Source organism: Terrabacter sp. 2YAF2, from assembly GCF_052114705.1.
Classification (GTDB): Bacteria; Actinomycetota; Actinomycetes; order Actinomycetales; family Dermatophilaceae; genus Terrabacter.
This window is the reverse complement of record NZ_JBFRFG010000009.1, coordinates 1-25,858: the sequence shown is the minus strand read 5'-3', so window position 1 is coordinate 25,858 and position 25,858 is coordinate 1. Positions and strand designations below refer to the sequence as shown.

General features: G+C 69.1%; 16 protein-coding genes and 1 pseudogene. 3 read left to right on the top strand and 14 right to left on the bottom strand.

Features of this window, described 5'->3' with window-relative positions; translation table 11 throughout:
- Positions 1–20 precede the first annotated feature (20 nt).
- The 7 genes from AB4030_RS12135 to AB4030_RS12105 all read right to left on the bottom strand — a co-directional run bounded on the left by AB4030_RS12135 (position 21) and on the right by AB4030_RS12105 (position 8,922).
- On the bottom strand, positions 21–1,493 hold the full coding sequence (locus tag AB4030_RS12135; RefSeq protein ID WP_442279476.1) for a carboxylesterase/lipase family protein: 1,473 nt from the start codon (positions 1,491–1,493) through the stop codon (positions 21–23).
- Positions 1,494–1,570: 77 nt separating this feature from the next.
- On the bottom strand, positions 1,571–2,593 hold the full coding sequence (gene moaA / locus AB4030_RS12130; RefSeq protein ID WP_442279475.1) for a GTP 3',8-cyclase MoaA: 1,023 nt from the start codon (positions 2,591–2,593) through the stop codon (positions 1,571–1,573).
- Positions 2,594–3,130: 537 nt separating this feature from the next.
- Positions 3,131–3,901: a response regulator transcription factor gene (locus AB4030_RS12125; protein ID WP_442279474.1), complete on the bottom strand. Its 771-nt coding sequence runs from the start codon at positions 3,899–3,901 to the stop codon at positions 3,131–3,133.
- A gap of 68 nt (positions 3,902–3,969) precedes the next feature.
- The gene (locus tag AB4030_RS12120; RefSeq protein ID WP_442279473.1) at positions 3,970–6,681 is read right to left on the bottom strand and encodes an FtsX-like permease family protein; all 2,712 of its coding nucleotides are present in this window, start codon (positions 6,679–6,681) and stop codon (positions 3,970–3,972) included.
- On the bottom strand, positions 6,678–7,436 hold the full coding sequence (locus AB4030_RS12115; RefSeq protein ID WP_442279472.1) for an ABC transporter ATP-binding protein: 759 nt from the start codon (positions 7,434–7,436) through the stop codon (positions 6,678–6,680). The genes AB4030_RS12120 and AB4030_RS12115 overlap by 4 nt, the downstream gene beginning before the upstream one ends.
- Positions 7,433–8,164, bottom strand: a complete 732-nt coding sequence (locus tag AB4030_RS12110; RefSeq protein ID WP_442279589.1) for an ABC transporter ATP-binding protein — start codon at positions 8,162–8,164, stop codon at positions 7,433–7,435. Before AB4030_RS12110 ends, AB4030_RS12115 begins: the two co-directional genes overlap by 4 nt.
- A 47-nt stretch (positions 8,165–8,211) precedes the next feature.
- Complete coding sequence (locus AB4030_RS12105) at positions 8,212–8,922, bottom strand: hypothetical protein (protein ID WP_442279471.1); 711 nt, start codon at positions 8,920–8,922, stop codon at positions 8,212–8,214.
- Positions 8,923–9,047: 125 nt separating this feature from the next.
- Here AB4030_RS12105 and AB4030_RS12100 point away from each other — a divergent pair, with 125 nt between their 5' ends.
- A complete protein-coding gene (locus tag AB4030_RS12100) occupies positions 9,048–10,448 on the top strand; it encodes a HAMP domain-containing protein (protein WP_442279470.1) in 1,401 nt (466 codons plus the stop codon).
- A 1,030-nt stretch (positions 10,449–11,478) separates the two neighbouring features.
- Positions 11,479–11,763 carry a hypothetical protein gene (locus tag AB4030_RS12095; RefSeq protein WP_442279469.1) on the top strand — a complete coding sequence of 95 codons (285 nt, stop codon included), beginning with the start codon at positions 11,479–11,481 and terminating at the stop codon, positions 11,761–11,763.
- Here AB4030_RS12095 and AB4030_RS12090 read toward each other — a convergent pair.
- The 3 genes and pseudogenes from AB4030_RS12090 to AB4030_RS12080 all read right to left on the bottom strand — a co-directional run bounded on the left by AB4030_RS12090 (position 11,748) and on the right by AB4030_RS12080 (position 15,491).
- Positions 11,748–13,157 (bottom strand): FAD-binding oxidoreductase, encoded by a 1,410-nt coding sequence (locus AB4030_RS12090; RefSeq protein ID WP_442279468.1) that lies wholly within the window; start codon positions 13,155–13,157, stop codon positions 11,748–11,750. The genes AB4030_RS12095 and AB4030_RS12090 overlap by 16 nt on opposite strands.
- A 416-nt stretch (positions 13,158–13,573) precedes the next feature.
- Positions 13,574–13,708, bottom strand: a pseudogene (locus AB4030_RS12085) (IS3 family transposase); the annotation flags it as partial.
- 1,114 nt (positions 13,709–14,822) lie between these two features.
- Positions 14,823–15,491 (bottom strand): phosphatase PAP2 family protein, encoded by a 669-nt coding sequence (locus tag AB4030_RS12080; protein ID WP_442279467.1) that lies wholly within the window; start codon positions 15,489–15,491, stop codon positions 14,823–14,825.
- Between the two features lie 471 nt (positions 15,492–15,962).
- Between AB4030_RS12080 and AB4030_RS12075 the strand changes: the two genes are divergently transcribed.
- Positions 15,963–16,643 carry a response regulator transcription factor gene (locus AB4030_RS12075; protein ID WP_442279466.1) on the top strand — a complete coding sequence of 227 codons (681 nt, stop codon included), beginning with the start codon at positions 15,963–15,965 and terminating at the stop codon, positions 16,641–16,643.
- A 20-nt stretch (positions 16,644–16,663) separates the two neighbouring features.
- On the opposite strand, the gene AB4030_RS12070 is transcribed toward AB4030_RS12075, so the two are convergent.
- From AB4030_RS12070 to AB4030_RS12055, 4 genes are all read right to left on the bottom strand, one after another.
- A complete protein-coding gene (locus AB4030_RS12070; RefSeq protein WP_442279465.1) occupies positions 16,664–18,055 on the bottom strand; it encodes a sensor histidine kinase in 1,392 nt (463 codons plus the stop codon).
- Between the two features lie 64 nt (positions 18,056–18,119).
- The gene (locus AB4030_RS12065) at positions 18,120–19,394 is read right to left on the bottom strand and encodes a COG4705 family protein (RefSeq protein ID WP_442279464.1); all 1,275 of its coding nucleotides are present in this window, start codon (positions 19,392–19,394) and stop codon (positions 18,120–18,122) included.
- A 735-nt stretch (positions 19,395–20,129) separates the two neighbouring features.
- Entirely contained in the window at positions 20,130–24,122 is a 3,993-nt protein-coding gene (locus AB4030_RS12060) for a S8 family serine peptidase (protein WP_442279463.1), read from the bottom strand.
- Positions 24,123–24,510: 388 nt separating this feature from the next.
- Positions 24,511–25,740 carry an IS256 family transposase gene (locus tag AB4030_RS12055; RefSeq protein WP_442279462.1) on the bottom strand — a complete coding sequence of 410 codons (1,230 nt, stop codon included), beginning with the start codon at positions 25,738–25,740 and terminating at the stop codon, positions 24,511–24,513.
- Between the last annotated feature and the right edge of the window lie 118 nt (positions 25,741–25,858).

Sequence of the window (25,858 nt, the reverse complement as noted above, 5' to 3'; positions counted from 1 at the left end):
CGGCTCGTCGGGGCAGGGTGTCACGTCCAGAGCGCAAGCTCGTCCGCACGCGGACCCTCGACGACGCCCGACTCGGCGCCGAAGGTCATGACGACGGGGTGCTCGGGTGTCCACCTCGACCAGCCCGCGTCACCCTCCCGCCCGAAGGCCACCCAGGCGCGGTGCATCTGCTCTGCGAGAGACTGCGGTGCGCCCTCGCCTGCCATGAGTGCGCCGGTCGCTAGCGTGTCGAAGACGAAGGCCAGCTCGAGCGCGTGGCAGGCGCCCAGCCCCGCGACCGGCGTCTCCCAGTCGAACTCGTACACCTGGACGACGCCGCCGGACGCGTGGTGCGCAGCGGCCAGGCGCGCCGTCGGGGCCCGGAAGGCGGCGTCGGTGAGGATGGCGCACACGACGTCGCCCGGCGAAGCGGCCGGCCGGTTCACGGCGTACGTCTCGAGGACGCCGTGAGGCCAGCCGTAGCGGGTCGCCAGCACCGGTAGGGCCGGTGTGGTCACCGCGCCGGCGATGCCCGTGGGCACGAGGAAGAGGCGGAACTCATCGCGCGTCGTGCCGATGAGCAGCGGGATGCCGGCCGCGGCCCCGTCGGCGATGAGCTCCTCCGGGACCCCCGGCACGATCTCCCCGTCGATCACCGGGAAGAGGCTCATGATGCCGAGGCCGCCGCGCAGCACGGACGCGCCCCACCGCTGCGGGTCCGGGTCGGCCTGGATCGCCAGCGCCACGGCGGTCTGGGCGGCCACGACGTCCTCCGGGTCGAGGGCTCCGAAGGCCTCGGCGGTCGCGGGCACGCCGAGGTGCGCGGCGACCTCCGCGCTCACCCGGCGAGCGTCGTCGAGCGAGCAGACCGCCGCGCCGTTGCCGCTCTGGATGACGGCCCGGTGGAAGAGGCCACGCGCGGCGGGCGAGGCCATGAGCGTGGCCACGCTCATCCCGCCCGCCGACTCACCGAACACCGTCACGTCGTCGGGGTTGCCACCGAAGACGGCCACGTTGTCGCGCACCCACTCCAGCGCCGCGATCTGGTCACGCAGGCCCAGGTTGGTGGGGGCTCCCTCGAGCGCCGCGAAACCCGGCACACCGAGCCGGTAGTTGATGCCCACGACCACGACGCCGTCGCGCGCGAACGCGGACCCGTCGTAGGTGACGACGGAGTTGGCCCCACGCACGAACGCGCCGCCGTGGATCCAGACCATGACCGGCAGCGAGTCCGCGCCCTCCGGAGCCCACACGCTGACGTTGAGGTAGTCGTCACCGGGGTCGACCGAGCTGGGGAGCACGGAGTCCATCGGCGCGGGGTAGGCCGACTGCGCCGCGGTCGGGCCGTGCTCGGTCGCCGTCCGCTCGCCGTCCCACGGGACGACCGGCTGCGGGGCGCGGTAACGGTCGGCGCCCACCGCCGGCGCGGCGTACGGGATGCCGAGGAAGGCGCTCACCCCGTTCCGGCTCGAGCCACGGACGAAGCCACCAGAGACGCGCACCACGGGATCCATGGCCTCATCCAACCAGCCGGGCACCCCGCGAGTGCGTCATGACACCTTCGGCGGAAGGGGAGCATCGACGGCTGCGGTCAGCCGCCGATGGCGGACATGGGGCGGTCGGGCTGGACGAAGTCCGGGTCGCCGATGCCGTGCCCTCGGCGCTTGCGCCACATCTCCCCGCGCATGAGACCGAGCAGCTCGTCGTCGGTCGCGCCCTCGCGCAGAGGCCCGCGCAGGTCGGTCTCGGTGGTCGAGAAGAGGCAGTTGCGCACCTGCCCGTCGGCGGTCAGCCTTGTGCGGTCGCAGGCGGAGCAGAACGGGGCGCTGACACTGGCGATGATGCCGACGGTCTCGGGGCCGCCGTCGATGAGGAACCGCTCCGCCGGGGCGCTGCCGCGCTCGGCCGCCGGCAGCGGCGTCAGCTCCCAGCGCTGCGACAGCCGCTCGCGGATCTCGTCGGCAGAGATCATCTGATCACGGTCCCAGGCGTGTTGCGCGTCGAGCGGCATCTGTTCGATGAACCGGAGCTCGTAGCCCCGCTCGAGGCACCAGGCGAGGACGTCGGCGACCGACTCGTCGTTGATGCCGCGCATCGCGACGGCGTTGACCTTGACCGGCGTGAGGCCCGCGTCGGACGCGGCCTTGAGCCCCGCCTCGACGTCGCCGAGCCGGTCGCGGCGCGTCAGCTGCGTGAAGGTCTCGGAGTCGATCGTGTCGAGGCTGACGTTGACCCGGTCGAGTCCGGCCGTCTTGAGCCCGATCGCGACCCGCTCGAGGCCGACGCCGTTCGTCGTCATCGCGATCTTCGGTCGCGGCTCGAGCGCCGCGATGCCGGCGACGAGGTCGACGAGAGAGCGGCGCAGCAGGGGCTCGCCGCCGGTGAGGCGCACCTGCGTGACGCCGTCGCGCACGAAGAGGCCGATGATCCGCAGCAGCTCCTCGTCCGTCAGCATCTCGGCCTTGGGCATCCACGGCAGCCCCTCGGCCGGCATGCAGTAGGTGCAGCGCAGGTTGCAGCGATCGGTGACCGACACGCGCAGGTCTCGGGCCACCCGACCGAACTGGTCGGCCAGCCCAGCCGGTCGCACGCTCGGGTCGGGAAGGCGGGTCATACGCTCCACTCTAGGCCGGGTATTGCCACGACCCGGTCGAGTGGTGCCGCCGATATTGCCCCAGGCCACTGAACTGCGGTTACGTGACGTTTGGCTGGTTGGTCAGGACGATAGGGGTGGGCCGTTTTCGAACCTCGTGCGGACTATTTGCGGACTCGGGGTCGTCAGCTCTCGTCCAACGGCGCATGTCGCCGTCGTTGCGCCTCATTGCATCATCCTGATTGCAGTCCACCACCGACTGCGTCCGCATCGACAAAGGTCTCCACGACCGGCAACATGGGCCCTGCGCCAAGCACAGACGAGGAACGAACACCCTGCATCGGCCAGGTCGTGACGGTGACGTCTAGAGAGTGCCGTCTGGGCCGGGCCGCCGCCCTGCAGCGTCGACTGGCCGGAGTCCGCACCACGCGCTTCGTGGCCGGTCCGGATCTGACAGCGCTGAAGCAGAAGCACCTTGCCCGACCAGCCAGGTGTGGCGAAGACACGTGCACAGGGCTCAGGTCATGTGCCGGGCACCATCCTTGGGCGTCGGGCGCCTCACCGCAGTTTCGGGTCACGTCTTTCGTGGGCTTCGCGCTCGATGCCGGGCGGCGCGTCCAAGCGGTAGCCGTGCCCGCGCAGTGTGGTTATGGTCGGCATTCGGCCCGTTGCCGCGGCTCCCGCGGTGAACAGGATCGAGCGCAGGTGCGCGATGTGGACGTCCAGGGTCTTGGTGGAGCCGTACCAGTTCTCGTCCCAGACCCGGGACATCAGCTCGGCGCGGCTCACCGCGGTGTCGGGTTGTTCGGCCAGGGCCGCGAGGAGATCGAACTCCTTGGTGCGCAGGGGTAGTTCGTGGCCGTCGACGAAGACTCGTCGGGAGGACCGCTCGAGGGTCAGTGCGCCGAGCACGATGCTGGCGGGCTGGGGGTTGTCGCTGGGGACCTGGCGGCGCAGGTGGGCTCTTAGGCGAGCGAGAAGCACCGTTGCGGTGAAGGGCTTGGTGAGGTAGTCGTCGGCGCCGGCGTCGAGTCCGGCGATGACGTCGATTTCCGCGGTGCGGGCGGTCAGCATGATGATCAACAGGTCGGGGAACTCGGCGCGGACCTGCCGGGCGATGTCGACGCCATCCGAGTCAGGTAGCCCGAGGTCCAGGAGCATCACCTCGCAGGGGCAGGTGTGGAGGTGTTCGAGGGCGCTTTGACCGGTGCGGAACCAGCTGGTGTGGTAGCCGTGGCTCTCGAGGGCCTGCTGGAGGTGGCGGCCGATGACGGCGTCGTCCTCGACGATGACGACCGGGACGCCGGAGGATCCCCACGTCGGTGACATGGCCTCGATGCTAGGGCCCGAAGATCCGGACGGCTGTGACGGGTCCGCCACCGCCACAGCCCGGACCGTTACGCGTCACGCAGCTCCTCGACTGCCGGTCGGGTTGATGACCGGGCGCTGAACGCCGCGGCTGCTGCGAGAGCGGCCACCACGGTCACCACCGTCACGGTCAGGTACACCGTGGGGAGGGCGATGCTGGACGGTGGCGGGTCGAAGACCCCGGTCAGCACCTTGACGAGCATCTGCGTCAGGGCCCAGGAGATGAGGGCGCCGCCGAGCAGTCCGCCTACTGCCACGACAGCCGCTTCTGCCATGACGAGGCCTTGCAGTTGCCGACGTCGAGCGCCCAGAACGGAGATGATCGCCATGGTCCTGCGTCGTTCGGCCAGGCCGATGGCCAGCACGAGCCCTCCCGACCCTGCGGCCAGGATGACGGCGAAGGCCAGCTCGAGGCGGGTCAGCCCGGCGAGGTTGACCGAGGTCAGGCTCGATCCGACGGCGGCCCGCGTGTGGGTGATGTCCGTGACGGTGGCGCTGGTGCCGAGGGTGTTGCGCAGCGCGGCAGCAACGGCCGGCTGGTTCGTGCCGGAGGTATCGACCAGGTAGGTCCCGACCGCGTTGGACCCTGTCATCTTGGCCACGTAGTCGGCGTTGGCGACGAAGAAGCTGTCTTTGGGCGCCGTCGGGAACTCTTTGGCGATTCCGGCGTAGTGGAAGGGGACGGTGGTCAGCTGGTGAGTGCTCTGGTTCTCCAGGCGCAGGTTGAGCAGGTCACCAGGGTGCAGCTGGAAGTCCTTGACGGTCTCGTCGCTGACGAGGATCGAGTCGGGCTTGGCGGCGAGGGTCGCCATCAGCTGGCGCGCGGTGCCTCCCTGGAAGTACGCGTCCCGTAGCGCGGTCACTGTGGCGATGGTGTTCGGGTGCACCCCGTACAGGTCCTGCAGGTCGGCGCCCACGTAGGCGAAGCGGTGCTGGAGAGGTTCGACGTGGGCCACCCCGGGTGTTCGGGCGATCGCGGTGGTCGCCGTCGCGGTCAGGGGCGTGCCTGGGGCCGGGGTGACCGCGACGTCCGCGCCGTTGGTCAGCTGCGCGTCGGCTTCGGCTTGCTGCTGGTACGTGGCGTTGAAGGTCGCGGTGGAGGCGGCGAATGAGATCGCCAGGGCGAGCAGGACGACGGAACGGGTCAGGGGGCGCCGTTGCCGTGACATGGTGGCCGCTGCCGGTTTGGCCAGTCGACCGGTCAGCGGCGCGATGAAGCGGGCCATGGGGCCGCGGCCGTAGGTGAGGCTCATGGTGGCCAGGCGCCACAGGAACATGGCGCCGCCCAGCCACAGCAGGGTCGGTCCGAGGAAGGCCCAGTAGGAGACCGAGATGGACGGGACGCCTTCGGGTGCCAGGACGAGCGTGTAGTTGTCACTACTGGAGACCCAGAAGACGACCAGGGCGAGGGCGAGGATGCCGAGGTCCAGGCCGAATCGCATCCACCAGGGGGACCGGGCCCGGCCTACGGCGTGCCGGGCGTGGGAGACGGTGAGGTGGCGCAGGTCCCGCAGGGCGGGCGCCAGCACCGTCGCTCCGGCGATGACGGCGCCGAACAGGACCGCGATGACCGCCCACGCCGGGGAGAGCCCGAGAGCCCCGAGCAGGCCGCCTGAGGCGGTTGCATTGCTCGATTCGAAGGCCCACCGAGAAGCGATCGCGCCTGCGACCAGCCCGAGAACGGCTCCCCCGCCGGCGACGAGTGCCGCCTCGATGGCGGCGAGGCGTCCGATCGCCCGCGGAGGGAGTCCCCGGGTGCGGAGCAGTGCCTGTTCGTCGCGGCGTCGCTGTGCCCCGGCGCCGACGAGGGCCGCGGTGAGCATGGCGGCCAACAGGGCGCCGGGCAGGCCTAGGAAGAGGAAGAGCATCTGGGCGTAGGCGGCGTCCGAGCGGGCAGCGTCCAAGGCCGCGCCGACGTTGTTGCCGACCACTCCGGTACCGGCCAAGGTCGCCTCAAGGTTGTGCGAGGCTCCCAGTACTGCGGCGTAGGCGCCGGCCGGGTCGCTGGGAAGCGGCGCGGATCGGGCGACGTGGATCTGGGTCGTCACCGGGACCAGCGGGGTCGCCGGGGGACGGGTCCCATGCGTGGGCGTCGCCGCAGGCTGAGCACTGACGACTCTGGCGAACGTGGCCGCGGGCAGCAGGATCACGTTGTCCGGCGGCGCAGAGGGTTGGGCACCAACTGGAGCCCCGACCTTCTGGAACAGTGAGTCGGCTTGGGGTAGGTCGACGACCCCGGCGACGGTGACTGTGGCTGATCGTGACCCACCGAGGCTGATGACCACTTGGCTGCCAGGGCGGATGTGCAGGTTCGAGGCGGTCTGCTGGGCCACGAGCACGCCGCTCGGGGCGCCGCTGAGCTGTCGAATCTCCGCGGGGAACTGCGCGCGGTAGCCGTCCGGCAGCCCGAGCACCATTGCGGCACCGGTCGTCTGCGTGGTCCCTCCAGCGGTGGCTTGCAGCCCCGTGCTGCGCGCGAACGTGACGGGCAACGCTGCGCGGACCCCGTTGGACCCGGCAACGGTGGCACGAACTGCGGCGGGGTCGGCTCCCGGCTGGACCTCGACCTGCCAGTCGACGGCCACCGATCGCAGGGCTCGAGCGGTCATGGTCTGCTGCGAGGCCGTCAGGAACGTCCCGAGGGAGGCAATGAGGGAGACAGCGACGGCGATACCGACGCTGACCGCCAGCAGCCGCCCGCCACGGCGGCGCAGCAGACCCATCGTCCAGGTGCCGGTCATCGCCGGCCACCCGCTGTGGTCGCGCCTGCCTGGGTGCTGCGCGGCGCCGGTTTGCGATTCAGCCCTGCCTCGGCCGTGTTCAGTCGTCCCTCGTGCATCAGCCACCGCTCCTGGAGTCTGTCGGCCACCTCGATGTCGTGGGTGGAGACCACCAGGGCCGCGTCGAGCTCCTCGGCCGTGGCGAGCAGCACGTCGACCAGGTGTTGGCCGTTCGCCCGGTCGAGCTGTCCCGTGGGTTCGTCAGCGAGGATCAGGGACGGTCTGCTGGCCAGGACACGTGCGACGGCCACGCGTTGGGCCTGTCCACCGGACAGCTCCTCGGGGAGCTGGGTGGCAAGCTCCGTCACCTGTACCAGCTCCAGCGCCTCGGTGACGCGTTCCTGAGCCTCCGCGTCGGGCACGCCGGCCAGCACGAGAGGCAGCGCCACGTTCTCGGCCACCGTCAGGGCCGGCACCAAGCTCGGGCTCTGGAAGACGACGCCGATCTGTCCGCGCCGTTCGGTCTCCGTGGCTGGGAGACCGGGCCAGGACACGCGTCCTGCCGTGGGCGTCTCGAGACCGGCCATGATGTGCAACATCGTCGACTTGCCTGAGCCGGAGGGTCCGACGATCGCGATGCGTGAGCCGAAGGGCACCTCGCAGCTGCTGCCGTGCACCGCAACGACGGCTCGTTCGCCGCGGCCGAACGTGCGGGCAACACTGTCGCAGCTCACGGCGAGCGCTGGACGAGCCGTCGGTTGAGGGCGCGAGCTCATGAGGTGACCGTCCCGTCGTGAAGGTGGATGACGCGGTCGGCGATGGCGACGACGCGTGGGCTGTGGGTGACCACCAGGAGGGCGGCGCCCGCCCCCGCCCGGTCGCGCAGGAGCTCGAGCACGTGTTGCTCGGTGTCTCCGTCGAGCTCGCCGGTGGGTTCGTCGGCCAGGACAATGTCTGGGTCGTTGGCCAGAGCAACCGCCAGGCCCGCACGGGCGAGCTCACCACCGGAGAGCTCCGAGGCGTACGCCTGAGCGCGCCGTGCCAGACCGACGCGCTCCAGTAGTTCCATCACCGCGACGGGTGCGCCCGGGCGTTCGGTCGCCCCCCGCAGCTGCGGGCGTACGTGGCCGGCCGTGCGGGCGAGCTCGATATTGGCGCGGATGTTGAGGTGCGGCAGCAGGTTTCGGCTCTGCAGCAGGACGCCGATGCGCCGGGCCCGTAGCCGCGCGCGTTCGGGCTCCGGGCGGTGACTGAGCCGTTGCCCACCAACGCGCACCGTCCCGCCGTCGGGCTCGTCGAGTCCGGCGAGACATCCCAACAGGGTGGACTTGCCGCACCCCGATGGCCCGACTACCGCCACGGTCTCTCCGGGAGCGACGGTCAATGAGACTCCACGCAGGGCAAGAGTTTCCTCATCCCCGGTTCGGAAGAACCGGTAGAGGCGATCGGCAGTGAGGGCGCTTGCCGCTGGGTCTGAACCGGTCGGTGTCCCTCCCGCAGGCACGGTGCCGGATGACTCCAACGGGGCGGCGCCTGGCCCACGCAGGGCGGTCACGGGGTCCACCGCAGGGAGTCAGACACGGTGCGCCACGGGTCGACGTTGTCCGCATTCACGGGACCCGAGAGCGTCAGGTCCACGCGGGTCCCGGCGCGGAAGTACGAGTACCGTTCGAATGCGTCCCGGACCACCTTGCCCGTCACCGGGTCAACGGCCGAGTCACCTTGGTAGGTCAGCAGGACGACAGGTCTACCGGCCCTAAAGATCGTGGTCACCTTCGGTGATGCGAACTTCGGCACGCTGCCTTGGAGCCGCGGCACGTCCACGGACTTGACCGTTGAGGTCGTGGGCGCGGTGGTGGCCTTGGTGATGTGGACCTCGATGCGGTTCAGCTTGTCGCTGAAGACCGTGGAGCCGCCGGTCGTCGCTCGGGCCCATCCCTCGGGGACTTTGACACTGACGTTTGCGCCGCTGGGTGTGAAGGGGACGTACACCTGCGTGTCGGGGATGTCTCCGGGAGGGTTGCTCTCGGTGGCGGCCGGGGCCGCGGAGCCTGGCGATGACGCGGCGGGCTGCGGCCCCGGACCGCTGGTCGAAGTCGCTGTGACCTGCGCAGGCGTGGGGGCAGGTGCCGGAGAGGTGGCGGTGGTGGCGCAGCCGGAGAGCAGGATGGCTCCCGTCCCCATCGCCGCTGCAAGCCGGATCCTGGTGACAGTCATGTGATGCCTCTCCCTGGTTGCGCCCGAATCGATCTCGGACACCACGCTAGAAATGCGGTGGTTAAGCGTGATGCGACTCTGGGTTAGAGGAGGGCAAAACTTCCCGGCCCATCACGCCAGGGACTGCGAGGCACTCGAGACTGGACGCTGGGCGCGCGAGGATGACAGGCATGCGTCGACGAATCATCCGCGTGGCCCTCGTGGCGGTTTCGGTCGCCCTGGTCCTCTTCGGCATTCCGTTGGCGTTGGCCGCCAGGGCCACGATCCTCAACGAGGAACGAAGCGAGCTCGAACGCACGGCTTTGCTCGCTTCCCGGCAGGTGGGGCCAGACTTCCTGGCCGGTGACCCTGTCGAGCTCCCGCGCGTGGAAGACGACAAGCAGGTCGCCGTCTATGACGCCTCGCTCACCCGCCGCTCCCCGGCCACTGGGGGGCCCCCGACGGCCGACTCCGTCACCCGCGCAGCGGCCCGCGGGGTCGAGTCCGACGGTGTGGTCGGCGCGCAGCTCGTGGTCGCCGTACCGGTCACCGTCGCCGAGAAGGTCATCGCGGTCGTTCGGGTGGCGGCGCCGACGAGCCAAACATTGACTGCCACCTTGCTGGCCTGGGCAGCGTTGGCGCTGTCCGCCGCGCTCGCTCTGGGCGTCGCGGTCCTCGTGGCGCGACATCAGGCGCGATACCTCAGCACCCCGCTCGAGGCACTGGCGTCGGCTGCCGAGCGCGTCGCCAGCGGAGACCTCCAGAGACGAACCGAACCTGTCGGGACACCCGAGCTCGTCCGGCTGGCACGGACGCAGAACGAGATGCTCGACCGGCTATGCGACCTCATCGCCCGGGAGCGCCGACTCACAGCTGACATCTCTCACCAGCTACGGACCCCCGTCACCGGCTTGGCCCTGGGACTGCAGAACGCGCTGAGCTCCGATGGCAACGCAGCGGCCGCGGACTCCCGCGCCGCGCTGGTCGATGCGCTCGGGCAGGTGCGAGATCTCGAGCGAACCATCGACGACGTCATCCAGTTGGCCCGCCCCCAGGGGCGCGCCGTGGGCACGGGGCCGGTGCGCCCTGTCGCCGACCTCTGCGCCGAGCTGGAGCGGCGGTGGCACGCCCCGCTGGCCCAGGCGGGGCGACCCTTGGTCGTCACCACGCAGACGGACCCTGGCTTGGCCCTTCCCCTCTTTCTCGTCAAGGAGGTTCTGAAGATCCTCTTGGACAACGCCACCCGGCACGGCGCCGGGCGGGTCACCGTCGTCTTTCGAGAGCTCGGCTCGTTCGTCGCGATCGACGTCGCCGACGAAGGCTCCGTCCCAGCTACCGGCGACGAGCTCTTCCGCCGAGGCCAGCCCAGCGGCGACGGACTAGGAATCGGACTCTCCCTGGGTCGATCGATCGCCGAGGCCCACGGCGGCCGGCTGGCCCTGACCCGGCATCAGCCAACTCGTTTCACCCTCTTGGTCCCGCTTCCCTCGAGCCCCTCCGAACCGAACTCGACGCCCGCCTTTGATCGTATGCAGCGACCGGGACCGCGGCCGGCGCCCCGACGTCCCCAAAGCGTACGAGGTGAAAGCTGAGCCCCGCCCAGGGCGCGGTCGTCGAAGAGCCACGTTGCGCAACAGGAGCGCAAGTCCACACGAACCGGCGGATGTAGGATCAGTCCTTCCGGTCTCGCAAGAACGCCGGACAGGCTCGTCAGGGGTCTCGCCGGCTCAGATCGCGGCGGTGCTCGCGGTTCTGCGGTGCCGCCGCACCCACACCTTCGCCGTTGTCACTGCGGCCACCAGTGCGGCCGTCGACACCGGCACGTCTCTCGCCACGAACCCAGGCCTGGACCGGGCCGTGGTGTGGGTTGCTCGACGTACCGGTGGCCCCGCCGACGCCGGCGTCCTGCTTGTCGTCGAGGGAAGCGGCTCCTACAGTGCGATCTTCACCGAGCGGGCCGAGCACGCCTGGCTACTGGATGGTCGAAGCCACGCGCATGCCGGCGGGGGACCGTCGCGGGCTCGGTAAGAGCGACGCGCTGGATAAGACACGAATCGCTCGAGCTGCGCTCGCGCTACACGAGCACGAACTTCGCTCTCCCCGAATCCTTTCCGCGGGGACGGACCCTTCGAGCGGTTCACGTGTGGCGTTGCGAGTCTTGGTCATTGCCCGCGACCAGATGACCGACGAACGCACCCGAGCTGTTGCAGCTGACCGGCGCCGGGCCCGTCGTCGCGGCTTCAGTAGTGATCGCCTGGTCCCATCCCGTCAGGGTCCGGTCCGAGGCGACCGAGGGCTCACTCGCGGGGACCTGCCCATCCCCACCTCTTCCGGAAACACGATCCGAGACCGCCTAAACCCGCGGCGGCGACCGACGCCTGAACCGTTCGTTGACGACCATCGTCATCGTCCGGATGCGCGTCGATCCCGGAACCCGCTCCTGCGTCGCCCGCCGCCGTGCCGAGAGACGCACCACGAAGGAGATCATGCGAACGCTCATGCGCTACATCACCCGACAGCTGTACCGGACCCTGACGGCCGCGCACCTTGGCACGACCACGTTGACAGAAACAGAGGCCTCCCGGAATGCCGGGAGACTCGAACCCGCGAAAGGGTGGGGTCATGCCAGCACCGAGGAAGTATCCGGACGAGCAGTGTGAGCGCGCGATCCGGCTGCTGATGGGCCTGGTCGAGCAGCCGAACGGTCCGAGCATCAACGGAACGTGCCTGCGCGTCGGTGAGCAGATCGGCGCCAACGGCGACACGCTTCGCACCTGGGTCAAGCAGGCTTGGGTCGATGCCAGCAAGCAGCCAGGCGCCACGCAGGACAAGGCCCGGATTGCCGCACTGGAGCGGGGGGGACGCGAGCTGCGACGAGGGAACGCGATCCTTCAAACAGCGGTATGAGCAACGGGCCTGATGTTGGCGTTGTGGTGGAAGAAGTTGTCGGGGTCCCAGTCCGTCTTGATGGCTGCGAGTCGCCCGTACTTCGCCCCGTAAGCGGCCCTGACACGATCCTCGTCGTCGTCGGCGAGGAAGTTGATGTAGGCCCCCGAACTGTCCGAGTGCGGTCGCAGGGCCGCCCAGAAGTCGCGCGCCCAAGCACGGTCGCGCACCAGCATGTCGTCGTCGGTGTCGAGGGCGACGACGTTGACCGTCCATCGCACGGACCGGGCCCCACCGAAGGCGGTCTCCTCTTCCGGGACGCGAGCGTACGCGCCACCCAAGGAGAAGATCGGTACGAAGCTCAGCGGCGATTCCTTCTGGGGGAGGCGTTCGATCAAGATGTCGATGACGCTGTCGGTCAGGGTCTCGAGATAGATCGCCTTTTCGTAGCCGAGGACGCCCCACGGGGAGCTCTCGTCGAACATCTGCTGCAGAGCGACGTGTGGGATCGGTGTCACCAACTCGAACAGCGGCGACATCTCCTGGAACGGCGCCACCAGCTCGGCGTGCTCCTCGTTCGATCCCCAGTTCACCAGGGCGACCGCGAAACCCGGGGTTCCGTGATGCTCGGGCGGCACGAAGGGTGCCGGCGGGGCACTGAGGCCGGCGATGAATCCACTGAACTCATCGGAAAGGTCGGGGATGAGGTCGCGGGCACGCCTCAGTGGGTCTTTCGCGTCCTCCGGGCGCCAGAAGAAGAGGCCGAGGTTGGCCATGGGGTTCAGCTCGTGAGCTGCGAACTCAAAACGTGTGACGACACCGAAGTTGCCTCCGCCACCGCGCACGGCCCAGAACAGGTCCGGGTGCTCCTCCGCCGACGCCGTGACGACTTGACCGTCGGCGGTCACCATCTCGACCGCGAGCAGGTTGTCGCAGCTCAGGCCTCCCCACCGGCTCAGCCATCCCATCCCTCCCCCCAACGTCAACCCGGAGACACCGGTGTGGCTGATGAAACCACCTGGGACCGCGAGCCCATGCTCGGCCGTGGCAGCATCCAAGGCGGCCCACGTCGTGCCCGCGCCGCACCGCACACGTCGCGCCTCCTCGTCCACGACGATCTGGTCCAGATGGCGAAGGTCGAGCATCGCACTGCCGTCGGCCACGGCATGACCGGCGAACCCGTGCCCACCACCACGGACGGTGAGATCCGCGGAGTTTCGCCGGCATGTCTTCACCACCTCCGCCACCTCGGCTGTGGTCGTGGGTTGTGCGATCACCCCGGGTTGCCGCCGAATTGCACCGTTCCAGACAGCCGAAGCGAGCGTTGTCTCGAACGCGTCATCCGTCGCCGTCCACACCCTGCCGGGTAGCTGTGTTGCCAGTTCCGTCACTGTGCCGCTGTCAATCGCCGACATGATCCACCTCCACGGTTTCGATGCAGCGCGAGCAGACGTGAGCGCTGCGCCAGCTGGTATCCCCAAGGTGGCTCGGCCGATGAACCGGATCGATGATCGGTTTCACCAAGTGAGGGCGAGCCGAACGAATGCCGCCTGCCAGTCCACGCTACCCGCGTCCCGGACCCCAGTCAGCAGACAAAGTGGTCGACCTCGCGCAGTGAGACCAGACCCAGAGTGCCCTGTCTCTGAGGTGACGAGGCTGGGCGTCGTGGCCGTCGTGCTGCGGCTGCGTCTGCTTGTTCTGGCTTTGGTAGCAGGTGTGCTCGTACTTCTCGGCCTGCACCACCCGGTGTTCAAGTGGAGCCGGGTGGTGTTGAACTACGACACCCAGCCGCTGGCCACGAACTCGACATGGGTTATCTGTCCCGTTCCGGTTAATGGAGGCTCGGAACCGACGCGACGGGGTAAGCACCGGGGTCGCGGCGGTAGTCCTGGTCTTCGAACTCCACGGGTGGGATGAGCCCGATCTCGCCGTGGAATCGTCGATGGTTGAACCAGTTGACGTACTGCGCGACCGCGTGATCTCGATGTCAACGATGGATCGCCACGGCCCACGGCTGCGCATCAGCTCGGCCTTGAACAGCGAGTTGAACGCCCCCCGCCAGGGCGTGGTCGTGCGAGTCGCCGGTCGAGCCGACCACGGCGATAGCGCCCACGTCGACCAGCCGCTGTGTGTATACGGCAGGGCGACGTACGGAACTCCCTTGTCGGAGTGGTGAACCAGGCCAGTGCTGCCCCACCGGCGCGGGCCCGGTCCCACACGCAATTCCAGGGCGCTCAGCGCAATGTCGACGCGCAAGTTCGTCGCCAGCAGCCTTCCGAGGACGCTTCGGAAAGACGCCGATGACAAACTCGGCGTGCACCCAGCCGGCCAGGTGCGGCGGTAGGTCATGGCGGCGACCCACAGCTGGTATGGCGCCGTGGCGGTGAACGCGCGCTGCACCAGTTCCGGGCGGGTGCCCGGTCCGCTGCCCGGGCATCCTCGTGCGCGGCCCCTCTGCGCGGCTCGGCACGCCCGACCCTCTGCATGAGCCGGCGGGTGGGCGGCCAGCCACAGACGACCATGACGGGCGCAGCTCGAGCATGGAACTTGCGGACGCCGTACACGCCGTAGTGCATGGCGTGGATCGGCGCCAGGGTCGCCGCCTCGCGCACGGACTGCGTCAACGGCGCGCGGGATTTGGCCGGCCAGTACGTCCTCGGGGCGACCTGCGTCGTGGCCCCAACAGGGCCGCGCAGATCAAACTCGCCCCGAACCGGTCGGTGGGTCTCGTCGACCTCAGCCTGCTGGACCCAGTTGCGCACCGTCTCCTCGTTGATCCGAGCCGATCACGAAACGCTTCGGCACCCCGGACCGCGTGCCCGGGTCACGCCGGGCATATTGCCATTCTGATCGCTCGCCCCCGAAGCTCCTCCCGGTTCCTCGGTGCTGCCATGAGTATCGTCCTTCCGTGGCACGAGAGCCTCCGTCAGCCCCGGAACGGCATACAGCCGTCGGGCATCAAGCGGGTAGAGGCACGCACCGCTGGGATGTGTCCCTTGCCTTCTTCGAGCGCAGTATCGGCTCCGTCATGAGACGCCGCCTGGCATCCGCGGTGAGCAGACGTATCGGACGGTGCGCGATCACGATCGCCGAAGCCCTATGTCCCGTGAGGCTGGGGGGCGCTGTGCCCTGCGCAAATCGCTGTCCCTGAGGCGTGTCAGCCAGGGCAGAGCGAGGGTTGTCGCGAGCAGCACGGATGCCGCGGCGAAGACGACAGACGCCATGACGTCCGTGAGGTAGTGCACCCCGAGGTAGAGCCGCGAGACAGCCACGGCTCCCACGAGGGGCGCACCGACGATCCATGCGATTCTCGTGGGACGTCGGGTGAGCACGAGGACCGCGACGACGGCGAACAACGCAGAGGCCGCGAACGCCGTGTGCCCGCTGGGATAGCTGTCTGGGGCAGTCTCGCTGACGAGAGCGTGGACCGCCGCGGCTGGGGGCCGGGGCCGGTGGACCAGGACTTTGCCCACCTCGACAGAGAACCATCCGATGATGGTCAGGACGCCGATGGCCAGTGCTGCGAACCTGTTTCGGAACCAGAGTGTCCCGCAGGTCACGAGGAGCAGAAGCGGTGCGACGAGTGTGCCGAATCCGACATTGATGACCATTGCGACGGCAGTCAGGACGGCGTCGCGGTGCTGCGCGATGGATTCATCGAGCGCGAGCTCCCCGGTCCGCGTGGCCCCGACCTTCGTGACTGTGAGACCGAGGGCGAGAGCGACGGCCAGTACGGCAATTCCGACCAAGGCGCTACCGATCCGGTGCGAACGGGCCTCGTTTCGGCCTGCCTCACGTGTGGGTACGCCCGTCATGCGCGTCCCTCGACGGTGCCGCCTACACGCGCCGACGCGGCTGCGGGCGCCCCCTCAGGGAGTTCAGGCTGCGGCTGATGCTTGGAGTGGTCTCCTTCAAACAGCACGAACTGGCGGCACCAGCTCGAATGCGCAGACCTTTGGCGACACGGTTGACGGCGTCGTCGGTCAGCCGACACCCGGTCAAGCGACCCACGGTCCATCTTCAGGCCGAAGTGGCCAGCAATCCCACCCATGCGTGTTTCCTCCAGGCGTCCTGTGGCCCTCATCGTGGTGCCTACCCCCTGAGAGGACGCTGAGTTTCGCGCTCAGCCCAGACTCAGGCATTGAGCCGTACCCTTCGAAGCATGGCTCCCACGCCCGAGACCCCGATGCTCTGCCCGCGGCCAGGACGAGCGGGCTGACGTGCGCGTGTTGGTGGTGGAAGACGAGGTGTCCCTCGCCGAGGTCGTCCGTCGCGGGCTGAACCGCGAGGGCTTCGTCGTCGACGTGATGCACGATGGGCCGGACGGCCTTTGGGCCGCCAGCGAGACGGCATACGACGTCATCGTCCTCGACATCATGCTGCCCAACCTCGACGGTTACCAGGTGATTGCTCGGCTGCGCGAGGCCGGCGTCTGGACGCCCGTGCTGATGCTGACCGCCGTCGACGGCGAGCATGACCAGGCTGAAGCCTTCAACCTCGGCGCCGACGACTACCTCACGAAGCCGTTCAGCTTCCTCGTGCTCGTCGCCCGGTTGCGGGCACTGATCCGACGCGGAGCACCCGAGCGTCCCGTGGTCATGACGAACGGCTCCTTGTCGCTCGACCCCGTACGCCGCCGGGTGCTGCGCCACGGGTCCGAGATCTCCCTGACACCAAAGGAGTTCGCGCTGCTGACCTTCCTGATGATGCACGTGGGCGAGGTGGTCACGAAGGCCACCATCCTCGATGCCGTTTGGGATCCGGCCTACGACGGCGACGTCAACATCGTCGAGGTCTACGTGGGCTATCTGCGCCGCAAGATCGACACGCCGTTCGCCGTTGTCAGCATCGAGACGGTACGTGGCGTGGGTTACCGAATGCTGGAGTCCGAGAGTGCCTGACCGTCGCCGCAGAACAGCCGCTAGTCCGACGGACCGGGCAACGGCAGGCTCAGAGCGAAGCACGCGCCCCCCGACCTCGACTCTCGGACCACGAGCTGCCCCCCGTTTGCCACGGCCAGCTCGCGGGCGATCGCGAGACCGAGTCCTGCTCCCCCGGCGTGGCGTGACCGGCTCGCGTCGAGCCGGACGAACCGCTCGAACACGCGTTCCCGATCCCCCGGTGGTATGCCGGTTCCGTCATCCTCGACCAGGACGACGGCGCGGCCAGCAGACTGCGCAAGCGTGATCACCACGGCGTCGGCGGCATGCCGTGCGGCGTTGTCGAGCAGGTTGCGCAGCACCCGCTGGAGCTGGTGCTCGTCACCCTCGACCCGGACAGGAGCGGTGCGGACGTGCACCGTCAACGATGTCAGCCGGCGCAGACGGCGGGCCTCTCGGTCGACCAGGTCGTCGAGGTCGACGTCGCGGCGACTGACCGTCAGGGCGTGATCGTCCGCCTGTGAGAGCAGCAGGAGGTTGTCGACGAGCTGGCTCATCCGTTCGGTCTCGGCCCGCAGGATCGGGTCGAGCTGCTCCCACGAGGTCTCCGGGTCGCCCGGGCTGATCACCTCGAGCGAGGCCCGGATCGTCGCGAGAGGGGACCTCAGCTCATGGCTGGCGTCGGAGATGAACCGACGCTGGGCGCGCTGGGACGCCTCAAGCCGGGCGAGCATGGAGTTCATCGTGACCGCCAAGTGGGCGATTTCGTCATGGGTGGCCGGGACAGGTACCCGGTCCTGCAGCCGTGCAGCGCTCGTGCGTTCGACGTGACTGCGGACGGCCTCGACAGAACCCAGTGCTCGGCCGACGCGCCACCACGTGATCATCGCCGTGAGGGCCACGAGGAAGGGCAGTGCCACCGCGAGGAGGATCGCGGTCGTGCGCACCGCTTGCTCGCGCGCCTCCTGCGATGCCTGCGCGGCCAGCACGTAGGTGATCCCGGCGTGGTCAATGGCGCGGGCCACCACGAGGGGGTCCTGTAGGTCCATCGGAAGGGGGAACCACGACCGACCGCTGACCTTCGTCTGCCCGATGACCGGCTGAACGTCCGTCACGGGCTGGGTTCGGGACGCCTTTGAGGAGAAGACGACGTGCGCCGTTCCGTCCTCGTGGCTGATCACCTGAACCAGGACGTTGTCGGGTCCCTCGTTACGTTCGCTCCTGGCCAGTCCGGCCGTTCCCTGCACGGACAGGACGCTCGCGTCCTCGTCCACGACGGAGGTCACGCTGTCCTGCAGTGTCTGTGTCAGCGCACCCTGAAGCACGAGGACCAGGACGGCTCCGCCGACGAGCAGTGCGACGGCCACCACCGCTGCAGCGGCGGCCGTCGCCTGCCCTCGAACGCCGGTGGGCAGTCGGAAGCGGGCCTTCATGCGGCTCCTTCCGATGATGGCTACAAACGTGGGCTGCGGCCTCAGATTCTGCCCGATCGGGTCATTACTTCTTCTTCTCCAGCGTGCCGATCGTGGTCTGAAGCGTGGTCAACGCCGCTTCACTCGCCGACTTCGACGGCGGTGTGGCCCTCAGCGCGGTCAGTACGCCGTCGATCGCCGAGTCCATGGTGTGCCAGTCATCCGGGGACGCCGGTTTCATCGCGGCTTCCCCGTCGTCCCAGGCCACCTCGAGGTCCTTGACGCGAGCGGTCGCAGCCGGCAGGTCGCCTGCCTTCGTCTTGGCAGCGACGTCGTCGACGATGACCGCCATCGGTCGCAGGTCGCCGATCGGGGAGGTGGCATCCGACTCCAACGGGTTCCCGTGGGCGCCTCCCGACGCCGTGACGGGCGAGGCCACCGCCGGGGTGGGTGACGGCGCCAGGACCGCCGCAGCAGCGACGACGGCGACGGCACCCGCGGCCGCCCAGGCGTAGTCGTGCTTCGGGCTGACCGCAGGAGCCTGTCCCTTGGCGCGGATGCCGTGACGGTTCACGTTGACCTGCTCGCGGATCACGAGGATCACGATGACGGCGAGGAAGATGAGGCTCGTCAGGCTCGCGCCCAGACCGAAGCCCCCGAAGTCATGACTCTGGGTCAGCAGGTCGCCGAGCGAGGCGCCGAGCGGCCGGGTCAGGACGTAGGCGATCCAGAACGCCAGGACCGCGTTGAGCCTGAAGCGACGGGCGGCCCAGACCGCGAGGATGAGGCCACCGAAGATCAGGGCACCGTTGCGGAATCCGAGCGAGAGCGCCTCGGTGGCGAGGTCGCCACCAGCGGTGCCGAGGGCGAAGGTCGTGAGGATCGCGCCCCAGTAGAAGCGCTCGCGCCGAGGCGTGTCGATCGCGGTGATCGCGAGGGTCCGCTCCTGACGCCACCACACGGTGAAGACCACAGCGAGGACCGCGGCGAAAACCGCGGTGCTGACGTAGAGGCTGACGCCGAGGACATCGGTGAAGAAGTCGGTGATCTGGGTGCCGACGATGCTCACCAGGACAACGGTCAGCCAGTACAGCCAGGGCACGAGCCGTCGGGTGCGTAGCTGGGCGACCAGAGCGATCACCAGCAAGGTCACCATGGCGCCGTCTGTGACGAGCGGCCCGAGCCCGACCTGAACGGAAAGGTAATCGGCGAACGTCTCGCCGATGGTCGTGGAGAGGACCTTGATGAGCCAGAAGGTCGCCGTGATGGCAGGCACCTTGTTGAGCAGCCGGGTGGCGGCAGGATGACGTGCCACACCGGGCGGGGTCCCGGTCGAGGTCGATGTTTGGGCATCAGGCATGCAGATTTCCTTTGGGAGAGGTCAGTCGATGGCTGTGTCGCTCACGGCGCCCCTGAGTCTGCGACCGACGCCGCACGTCGTGCGGTTGGGGCATCACGCACTTCCTCTCCAGCCCGTCGGATCCTCCGGGGAGGCTCACCGTCCGGCGCTCGAGGATGTGCATCAGAGCCGCCGGAAGGAGCCTTCCGGCGACACGACGATGACGGATCGGTGCTGAGCCCACGCTGAGAAAAATGCGGCGTTTCGACCCGAAGTGCGATTTCGGCACCCTGCGGATCGTCCGCTCAGGAGATTTCGTCTGCATCCTCACTGCGCGTCAGCAGACCCTCGCCCTGTCAGCAGACCCTCGCCGCGGACCCACGGTCGGGAACCCGAGAGTGAACCTTGCCGGTTGAGCGCTGGTGAGCGTCAGCCGACCTTCGTGAGCCTCGCGAATGGATCGAGCGAGGGCGAGCCCGCTGCCTCATCCATTGGTGCTGAACGGGCCCCGGGCGGAGCGTGTCATCAGCGGAGTGTGATGGATCCGCTCGGCCTCGTCGACGTCCATGACGGTGCCAAGTCCCGGGTCCCCCTCCGGGTGGCGTGTCGAGGAGGATCGTCAGAACCGGCATGCCCCCGGCAAGGTGAACGTGATGCCTCGAGTGGTCGGATTTCGCCGTGCAACTGGCAGACGTATGCCGTCCGGCCGGAAGGCGGCCGGACGGCATACGTCGTCGGGGTGGTGCGGGCGATCGCTCAGCTCACCCGGAGCGTCACCCTCGAGGAGGCCGACGGGTTGTAGCGCATCGACCCGTTGTACGTCGCTGTCACCGAGTGCGTCCCGCGAAGGAGGACGGGCGCGTAAAGCGTCGCCTTGCCCCTCGAGACGGTGGACGTGCCGAGGACGCGGGTGCCGTCACGGAAGGTGACGGTGCCGGTGACGTCGGACGGCGAGATCGTGGCGGTCAGCGTCGGCCGGCCGCCGTAGCGGTAGCTCGTGCTGCTCGCCTTGAGTGACGTCGCGGACACCACGCCCTGGACGGTGACCGTGACCGTAGGCGAGGTGCTGCCGACGGTGTCGGTGTCACCGTTGTACGTGGCGGTGAACGACGCGCTGCCTCGCGGCAGTCCGGCCACGGTCGTGGCCGCCCTGCCACCGGAGAGCGTGACCGTCGTCAGGATGGCGCCGTTGCGACGGAACGTCACCGTGCCGGTCACGTCCGACGGGTCGACGGTTGCCGTGAGGACGGTCTTGCCGCCCTGCGTGAAGCTCGTCGGGCTGGCCGTGAGCTTCGTGGTCGACGCCGAGCGCACCGTGACGACCTGGGCCCGTGAGCCGTCGGTGTTGAGGTGGTGCAGCAGGAGCAGACCCTGCGGGTGGTCGACCTTGGCGGTGGCCCCGTCGCGCCGGACCTCGAGGTTCTGGCCCGGGAGGTCGGTGTTGAGGAGGGTGCCCGAGTCACCGAAGGCCGACAGGCCCGGGGATGCGACGCTGATGGTCATCGGCGAGGTCGCCGAACCGACGGCGTCGATCTTGCCGTTCTGGCTGTACGAGCTCACCCAGTAGTTGACCCTCGGCGACGATCCCGAGACGAGGCCGGCCTTGAGCAGGGCGCCCACGCTGACCGGGAGTGCGAGCGAGTCGCTGTTGAACACGTTCGTGTCGAACGAGCCGTCGCTGCCGTTCACCAGTTGGTCGTCCACGACCGCGGGCTTGGCTCCACGCAGGTCGACAAGCTCCGACAGGAAGTAGTCGAAGTCGTCAGTGGCCGTGCCCGCGCGGGTGTTGTAGACGACCGCGTCGGCCGTGCCGTCCTGGTTGGTGTCGAGGAACACGTCGAACTCGGTCGAGCTGGCTGGGGTGCGCCAGGGGCCGTGCGTGCTGACGCCGAACGACAGCGTCGCCCTCTGCGGGTCCTGCCATCCGAAGTAGTCCGAGCCCGCGCCCACGTACCGCAGGTCGGCGCCCCGGTCGTCGGGTGTGTCGATGCAGTCGAGGACCTGCGTAGCGCTGCACGCGACGATGGCAGGGCTGGTGCCCTGGAGCTGGAACGTCGAGACGGTCGAGAGGTAGTCCGTCGAGCTGTCACCGGTGTGGATGCCGGTGCCCGTCAGGGGCAGCGACGAGGTCTTGACAGCACCGGCGCCGCTGACGGTCGTGCTCGACGGAGCCGCCATGGACGACGCCGCGCGCGGCGCGGACCAGATCGGCACCCGGAGGGCGCCACCTGACGTGCCCCGGACCGGGGAGAGGACGATGCGTCCACTTGCGTCGGCGCGGTAGTTGCGCTGGAAGCCCTTGGCGAGCGGGTCGGGCGAGGTGGTCGGGTCGGCCACGGCGCGTAGTGCTGACCGGGTGAACGTCGCCGTCACCTGGACGTCGACACTGCCGTTGGGCGGAACTCGCACCTGCGACGGGCTGAACGAGTACGTGACACCCGGAGCCGGATGCGCGGCGTCGTAGGACAGCACGTAGGAGGCGGACGTGACCGGACGCTTGTTCACGATCCGGACCGTCTTCGTCAGCGTCTGGGTGGCCCCCGTGACCGCGACCGGACCGAACGAGACGCTCACGGCGCCCTTGTCGTCCGTGACGTAGGCCAACGTGGCGGTGTCGACCGCCGCGTCGGCCACGACGCGGCCCGCTCCGACCCGCTCCGGACCGTAGACGTCGCCCGTGTGGTTGGGACCCACGTAGACGTCCTGGGTGGCGGTGTTCATGATGGCGGCCTTCACCTCCTCGACGGACCACGACGGATGCGCACCGCGCACGAGCGCAGCCTCACCGGTGACGTGGGGCGAGGCCATCGAGGTGCCGCTCTCGGCAACACCCTCGTTGCCTGTGCCGACGGCGACGGAGAACGTCGTCACCCCGGGGGCGGCGACGTCGGGCTTCACGCCTCCGGCGACTCCGACCCCGCGCGACGAGAAACCCGCGAGCTGGTCGATGGCGCCGGCATTCTTGATGCTGACGCTGTTGCGCAGGGCGTTGGTCATCGTGACGCGCACCTCCGCGGAGGCGTCGAGCTGCGCCTTGATGGCCGTGGTCGCCTGGTTGACCGTCAGCATGGCGGGGATGTCCGTGTCACCGGTGACACCCGCGGAGAAGGCGTTCTTGTCGCTGCCGAAGATGACACCGATCGCGCCGGCGGCCTTGGCCTGAGCAGCGCGCGCGACGGACCCGCAGCGGCGGCCGTTCCCGTCGAGCCACATCTGCAGCACGACCTTGCCGACCACCTTTGCGGTGTCGGCCGAAGAGTAGGGCGAGCAGCCATCCGTGTTGTTGGTCGCGGTCGGCGGCGCGGACCAGTCGCCGACCACAGCGACCGGGGTGTCGCTGACTCCCGGCTTGTCCGTCCAGTCGTACGCGACCGACTTGAGGGCTGCGAAGACGTTGTCCTGCTGCCCGTCGACCGTGTCGGCCGGCTCGATGCCCGACGGCGCGTTGACCTTGAGGCCGTCGACGACGTCGTTGCCGTCGTCGCTGGCCGCCACGGCGAGGACCCGTGCGGCGTTGCCGGGCGAACCGCCGACCTCGTAGACGTCGCCGGAGTTGCCCATCGAGGCAACGACGACCGTGCCGAGAGCCGCGAGGTTGTTGGCCGCGACGGCGTCAGGGTCCTGCGGCGAACCGTACGAGCTGCCGAGCGACATGTTGACCACGTCGAGGTGGTCGGAGAGGTCGCCGTCACCGTTCGGGTCCGCGGCCCAGTCGAGCGCCTGGCCCACGACATTGGTCGAGCCCTGGCAGCCGAAGACCTTGAGGGCGTAGAGGCTCGCCTCAGGCGCCACACCGGGACCGATGGCAAGCGCCTTCGGGTCGATGGGTGAGGAGTAGCCACCGCTCCAGGTAGAGCCGTCCGCGGCGACGCCGAGACCGGCCGTCGTGCCCGCAACGTGCGAACCGTGGCCGTTGCAGTCGAGCGGGTTGGCGTCGGGCACCGGAACCGACGTGGGATCAGCACCGTCGTAGGCGTCGCCCGCGAAGTCGTAGCCGCCGACGACCTTGCCGGTCGGGTTGAAGCTGTTGCTGGCCTTCGCGTCCTGGAAGGCCTGTGGCGTCCCGGGGCCACCGAAGTCGGCGTGGGTGTAGTCGATGCCCGTGTCGATGATGCCGACGCGTACGCCCATGCCGGTCTGGCCCTTGGCCTGCCACACCTTTGGTGCACCGATGAGCGGCACCGACGAGCTGTTGCTCGGGGCCTTGGGGGTCAGGCGGTGGATCGCCTTGACCCCGGGGACGGCGGCGAGAGCCGAGAGACGGCTCGCGTCGGTGCGCACCGCGATACCGGCGTATGCCGCGTGGAGCCTGTAGAGCGTGTGTGCCCTCGTCGCTGCGGCGCCGAACCGCGCCTCGACGCTCGACTGGGCGGCCTTGACGGCTGAGGTCTGGCTCCGCGCGGCGCTCTTGGCTGCCGCGAGTCCACGTCCGCGTGCCTGGCCGAAGGCCGTCGTCGCAGGTGCGACGTCGAGCTCGACCATGACGTCGACGGGCCCGGTGGCCTTGCGCAGACTGGTGTCGACCTTGTCGCCGGCCACCCGCTGCGTGCCCAGACCGACGGAGCCGGTCCCCCTGACGCCGGCGGGGACCGAGGCGTCCTTGCGATGCTTCAGGGACGGGTGGGGGTCAGCCGCCGAGGCCGGTGATGCCCCCAACGTGGCGGCGACCAGAGCCGTGACGGCGCCTGCACCGACGACGGAACCGAGGAGCCCGCGGCGTCGCCGCGGGCCCAGAGAATTGCTGTGCACACATCCTCCTCGCGTGGCGCAGTCGCCTTGATGCCCCTTGCATCGAGTCCGAAAGGGGTACTTATCCCCCATTTACTGCCACGCCGGACGAAACGTACATCTGTTGGGACGCTCGCGCGCGCCAACGACGGAAGAACTCGTCCGCGTCGTCAAGGACGTCGGTGCCGTGCGGCATACTCGGCTCCATGCAGCACATCGACGGCCACCTCGTCGATCGGATTCCTTTCCGCGGCCATCGGGATCGCGCTGGGACGCGCGGCCCTGCGGCATTGGTCGACTCGCCGGACCTGTCCCGTGCCTCGTAATCCCTGACTGGCCGCGAGCGACCGTTGATCGGTCGGACAGCGTCCCGGTGGGTGGTGGGCTTTGAGGGGTAGTTCCTCGGTGCTCACGGGCCGCTGGTGATGGCGGCGGTGTCAGTATCGCTGGTCTTGTACAGCAGCGCCATGGACGCCTCAGATAGGTAGCGGCGGTCCGCGACTTGCCATTCGTCGTGGGCGTCGGCCAGAACGGCCCCGACGAGGCGCACGACGGCCGCCGTGTTGGGGAAGATCCCCACGACCCGGGCGCGTCTCTTGATCTCGCGGTTGAGCCGTTCGATGGGGTTGTTGGACCAGATCTTGGTCCAGTGCGCCCGGGGAAACGCCGTGAACGCGAGGACCTCGGTCTTCGCTTCGTCCATCAGCGGGCCGATCTTCGGGAACCGAGCGGCCAGCTCGTCGCGGACGTGGTCCCAGGTGGCGGCGACCGCGTCGGCGTCGGGCTGGGCGAAGATGGTGCGGAACACCGCGGCGACCATGTCCTTGTGCGACTTGGGCACGAGTGCGAGCAGGTTGCGGGCGAAGTGGACCCGGCAGCGCTGGTGGGCCGCGCCGGCGAAGCAGCGGGTCAGGGCCTTGACCAGGCCGGCGTGCTGGTCGGAGATGACCAGCTGCACCCCGCCGAGCCCACGGCTGCGCAACGAGGTCAGGAACGCCCGCCAGAACGTCTCGTCCTCGCTGTCGCCGACGTCCAGCCCGAGGATCTCCCGGGCGCCGTCCTCGGTGACGCCGGTGGCGACCACGACGGCCTGGGAGACGACCTGCCCGCGGGAGGCCTCGCGCACGTGCAGGTAGGTCGCGTCGAGGAAGACGTACGGGAACCGGGTGTGCCCGAGGGTGCGGGTCCGGAACGCGGCGACCATCTCGTCCAGGCCGGCGCAGATCCGCGAGACCTCGCTCTTGGAGATTCCGGTGTCGCTGCCCATCGCCGCGACCAGCTCGTCGACCGCCCGGGTCGAGACCCCGTGGACGTAGGCCTCCATCACCACCGCGTACAAGGCCTGGTCGATCCGCCGGCGCGGGTTCAGGATGCTCGGGAAGTAGCTGCCCTTGCGCAGCTTCGGGATCCGTAGCTGCACGTCCCCGGCCGTGGTGGTCAACACCTTCGGCCGGGTGCCGTTGCGTTCGGTCCGGCGTTCCTCGGTGCGTTCGTAGCGGCCGGCGCCGATCACCTGCGTGGCCTCGGCCTCGATCAGCTCCTGCAGCGCCAGCTTCACGGCGTCCTGGATCAGGTTCACCCCCTCCCCGGTGCGGAACGCCTCGAGCAGCTCGGACAGGGCAGACTGGGGCAAGGCCATCGGTGTGGCTCCTCTTCGATGAGTACTTGGCCGTACACACCGAAGATCCCGCCGATGGCCCCTTCACGTCCTCACGACATGCCGGGCCTCAAACCCCACCACACAAGGGGACTCACAC

Excerpts from the sequence above, each read along its gene's own strand:
- AB4030_RS12135 (WP_442279476.1), bottom strand. The coding sequence starts at position 1,493 with ATGGATCCCGTGGTGCGCGTCTCTGGTGGCTTCGTCCGTGGCTCGAGC.
- moaA (WP_442279475.1), bottom strand. The coding sequence starts at position 2,593 with ATGACCCGCCTTCCCGACCCGAGCGTGCGACCGGCTGGGCTGGCCGAC.
- AB4030_RS12125 (WP_442279474.1), bottom strand. The coding sequence starts at position 3,901 with ATGTCACCGACGTGGGGATCCTCCGGCGTCCCGGTCGTCATCGTCGAG.
- AB4030_RS12120 (WP_442279473.1), bottom strand. The coding sequence starts at position 6,681 with ATGACCGGCACCTGGACGATGGGTCTGCTGCGCCGCCGTGGCGGGCGG.
- AB4030_RS12115 (WP_442279472.1), bottom strand. The coding sequence starts at position 7,436 with ATGAGCTCGCGCCCTCAACCGACGGCTCGTCCAGCGCTCGCCGTGAGC.
- AB4030_RS12100 (WP_442279470.1), top strand. The coding sequence starts at position 9,048 with ATGCGTCGACGAATCATCCGCGTGGCCCTCGTGGCGGTTTCGGTCGCC.
- AB4030_RS12095 (WP_442279469.1), top strand. The coding sequence starts at position 11,479 with ATGCCAGCACCGAGGAAGTATCCGGACGAGCAGTGTGAGCGCGCGATC.
- AB4030_RS12090 (WP_442279468.1), bottom strand. The coding sequence starts at position 13,157 with ATGTCGGCGATTGACAGCGGCACAGTGACGGAACTGGCAACACAGCTA.
- AB4030_RS12070 (WP_442279465.1), bottom strand. The coding sequence starts at position 18,055 with ATGAAGGCCCGCTTCCGACTGCCCACCGGCGTTCGAGGGCAGGCGACG.
- AB4030_RS12065 (WP_442279464.1), bottom strand. The coding sequence starts at position 19,394 with ATGCCTGATGCCCAAACATCGACCTCGACCGGGACCCCGCCCGGTGTG.
- AB4030_RS12055 (WP_442279462.1), bottom strand. The coding sequence starts at position 25,740 with ATGGCCTTGCCCCAGTCTGCCCTGTCCGAGCTGCTCGAGGCGTTCCGC.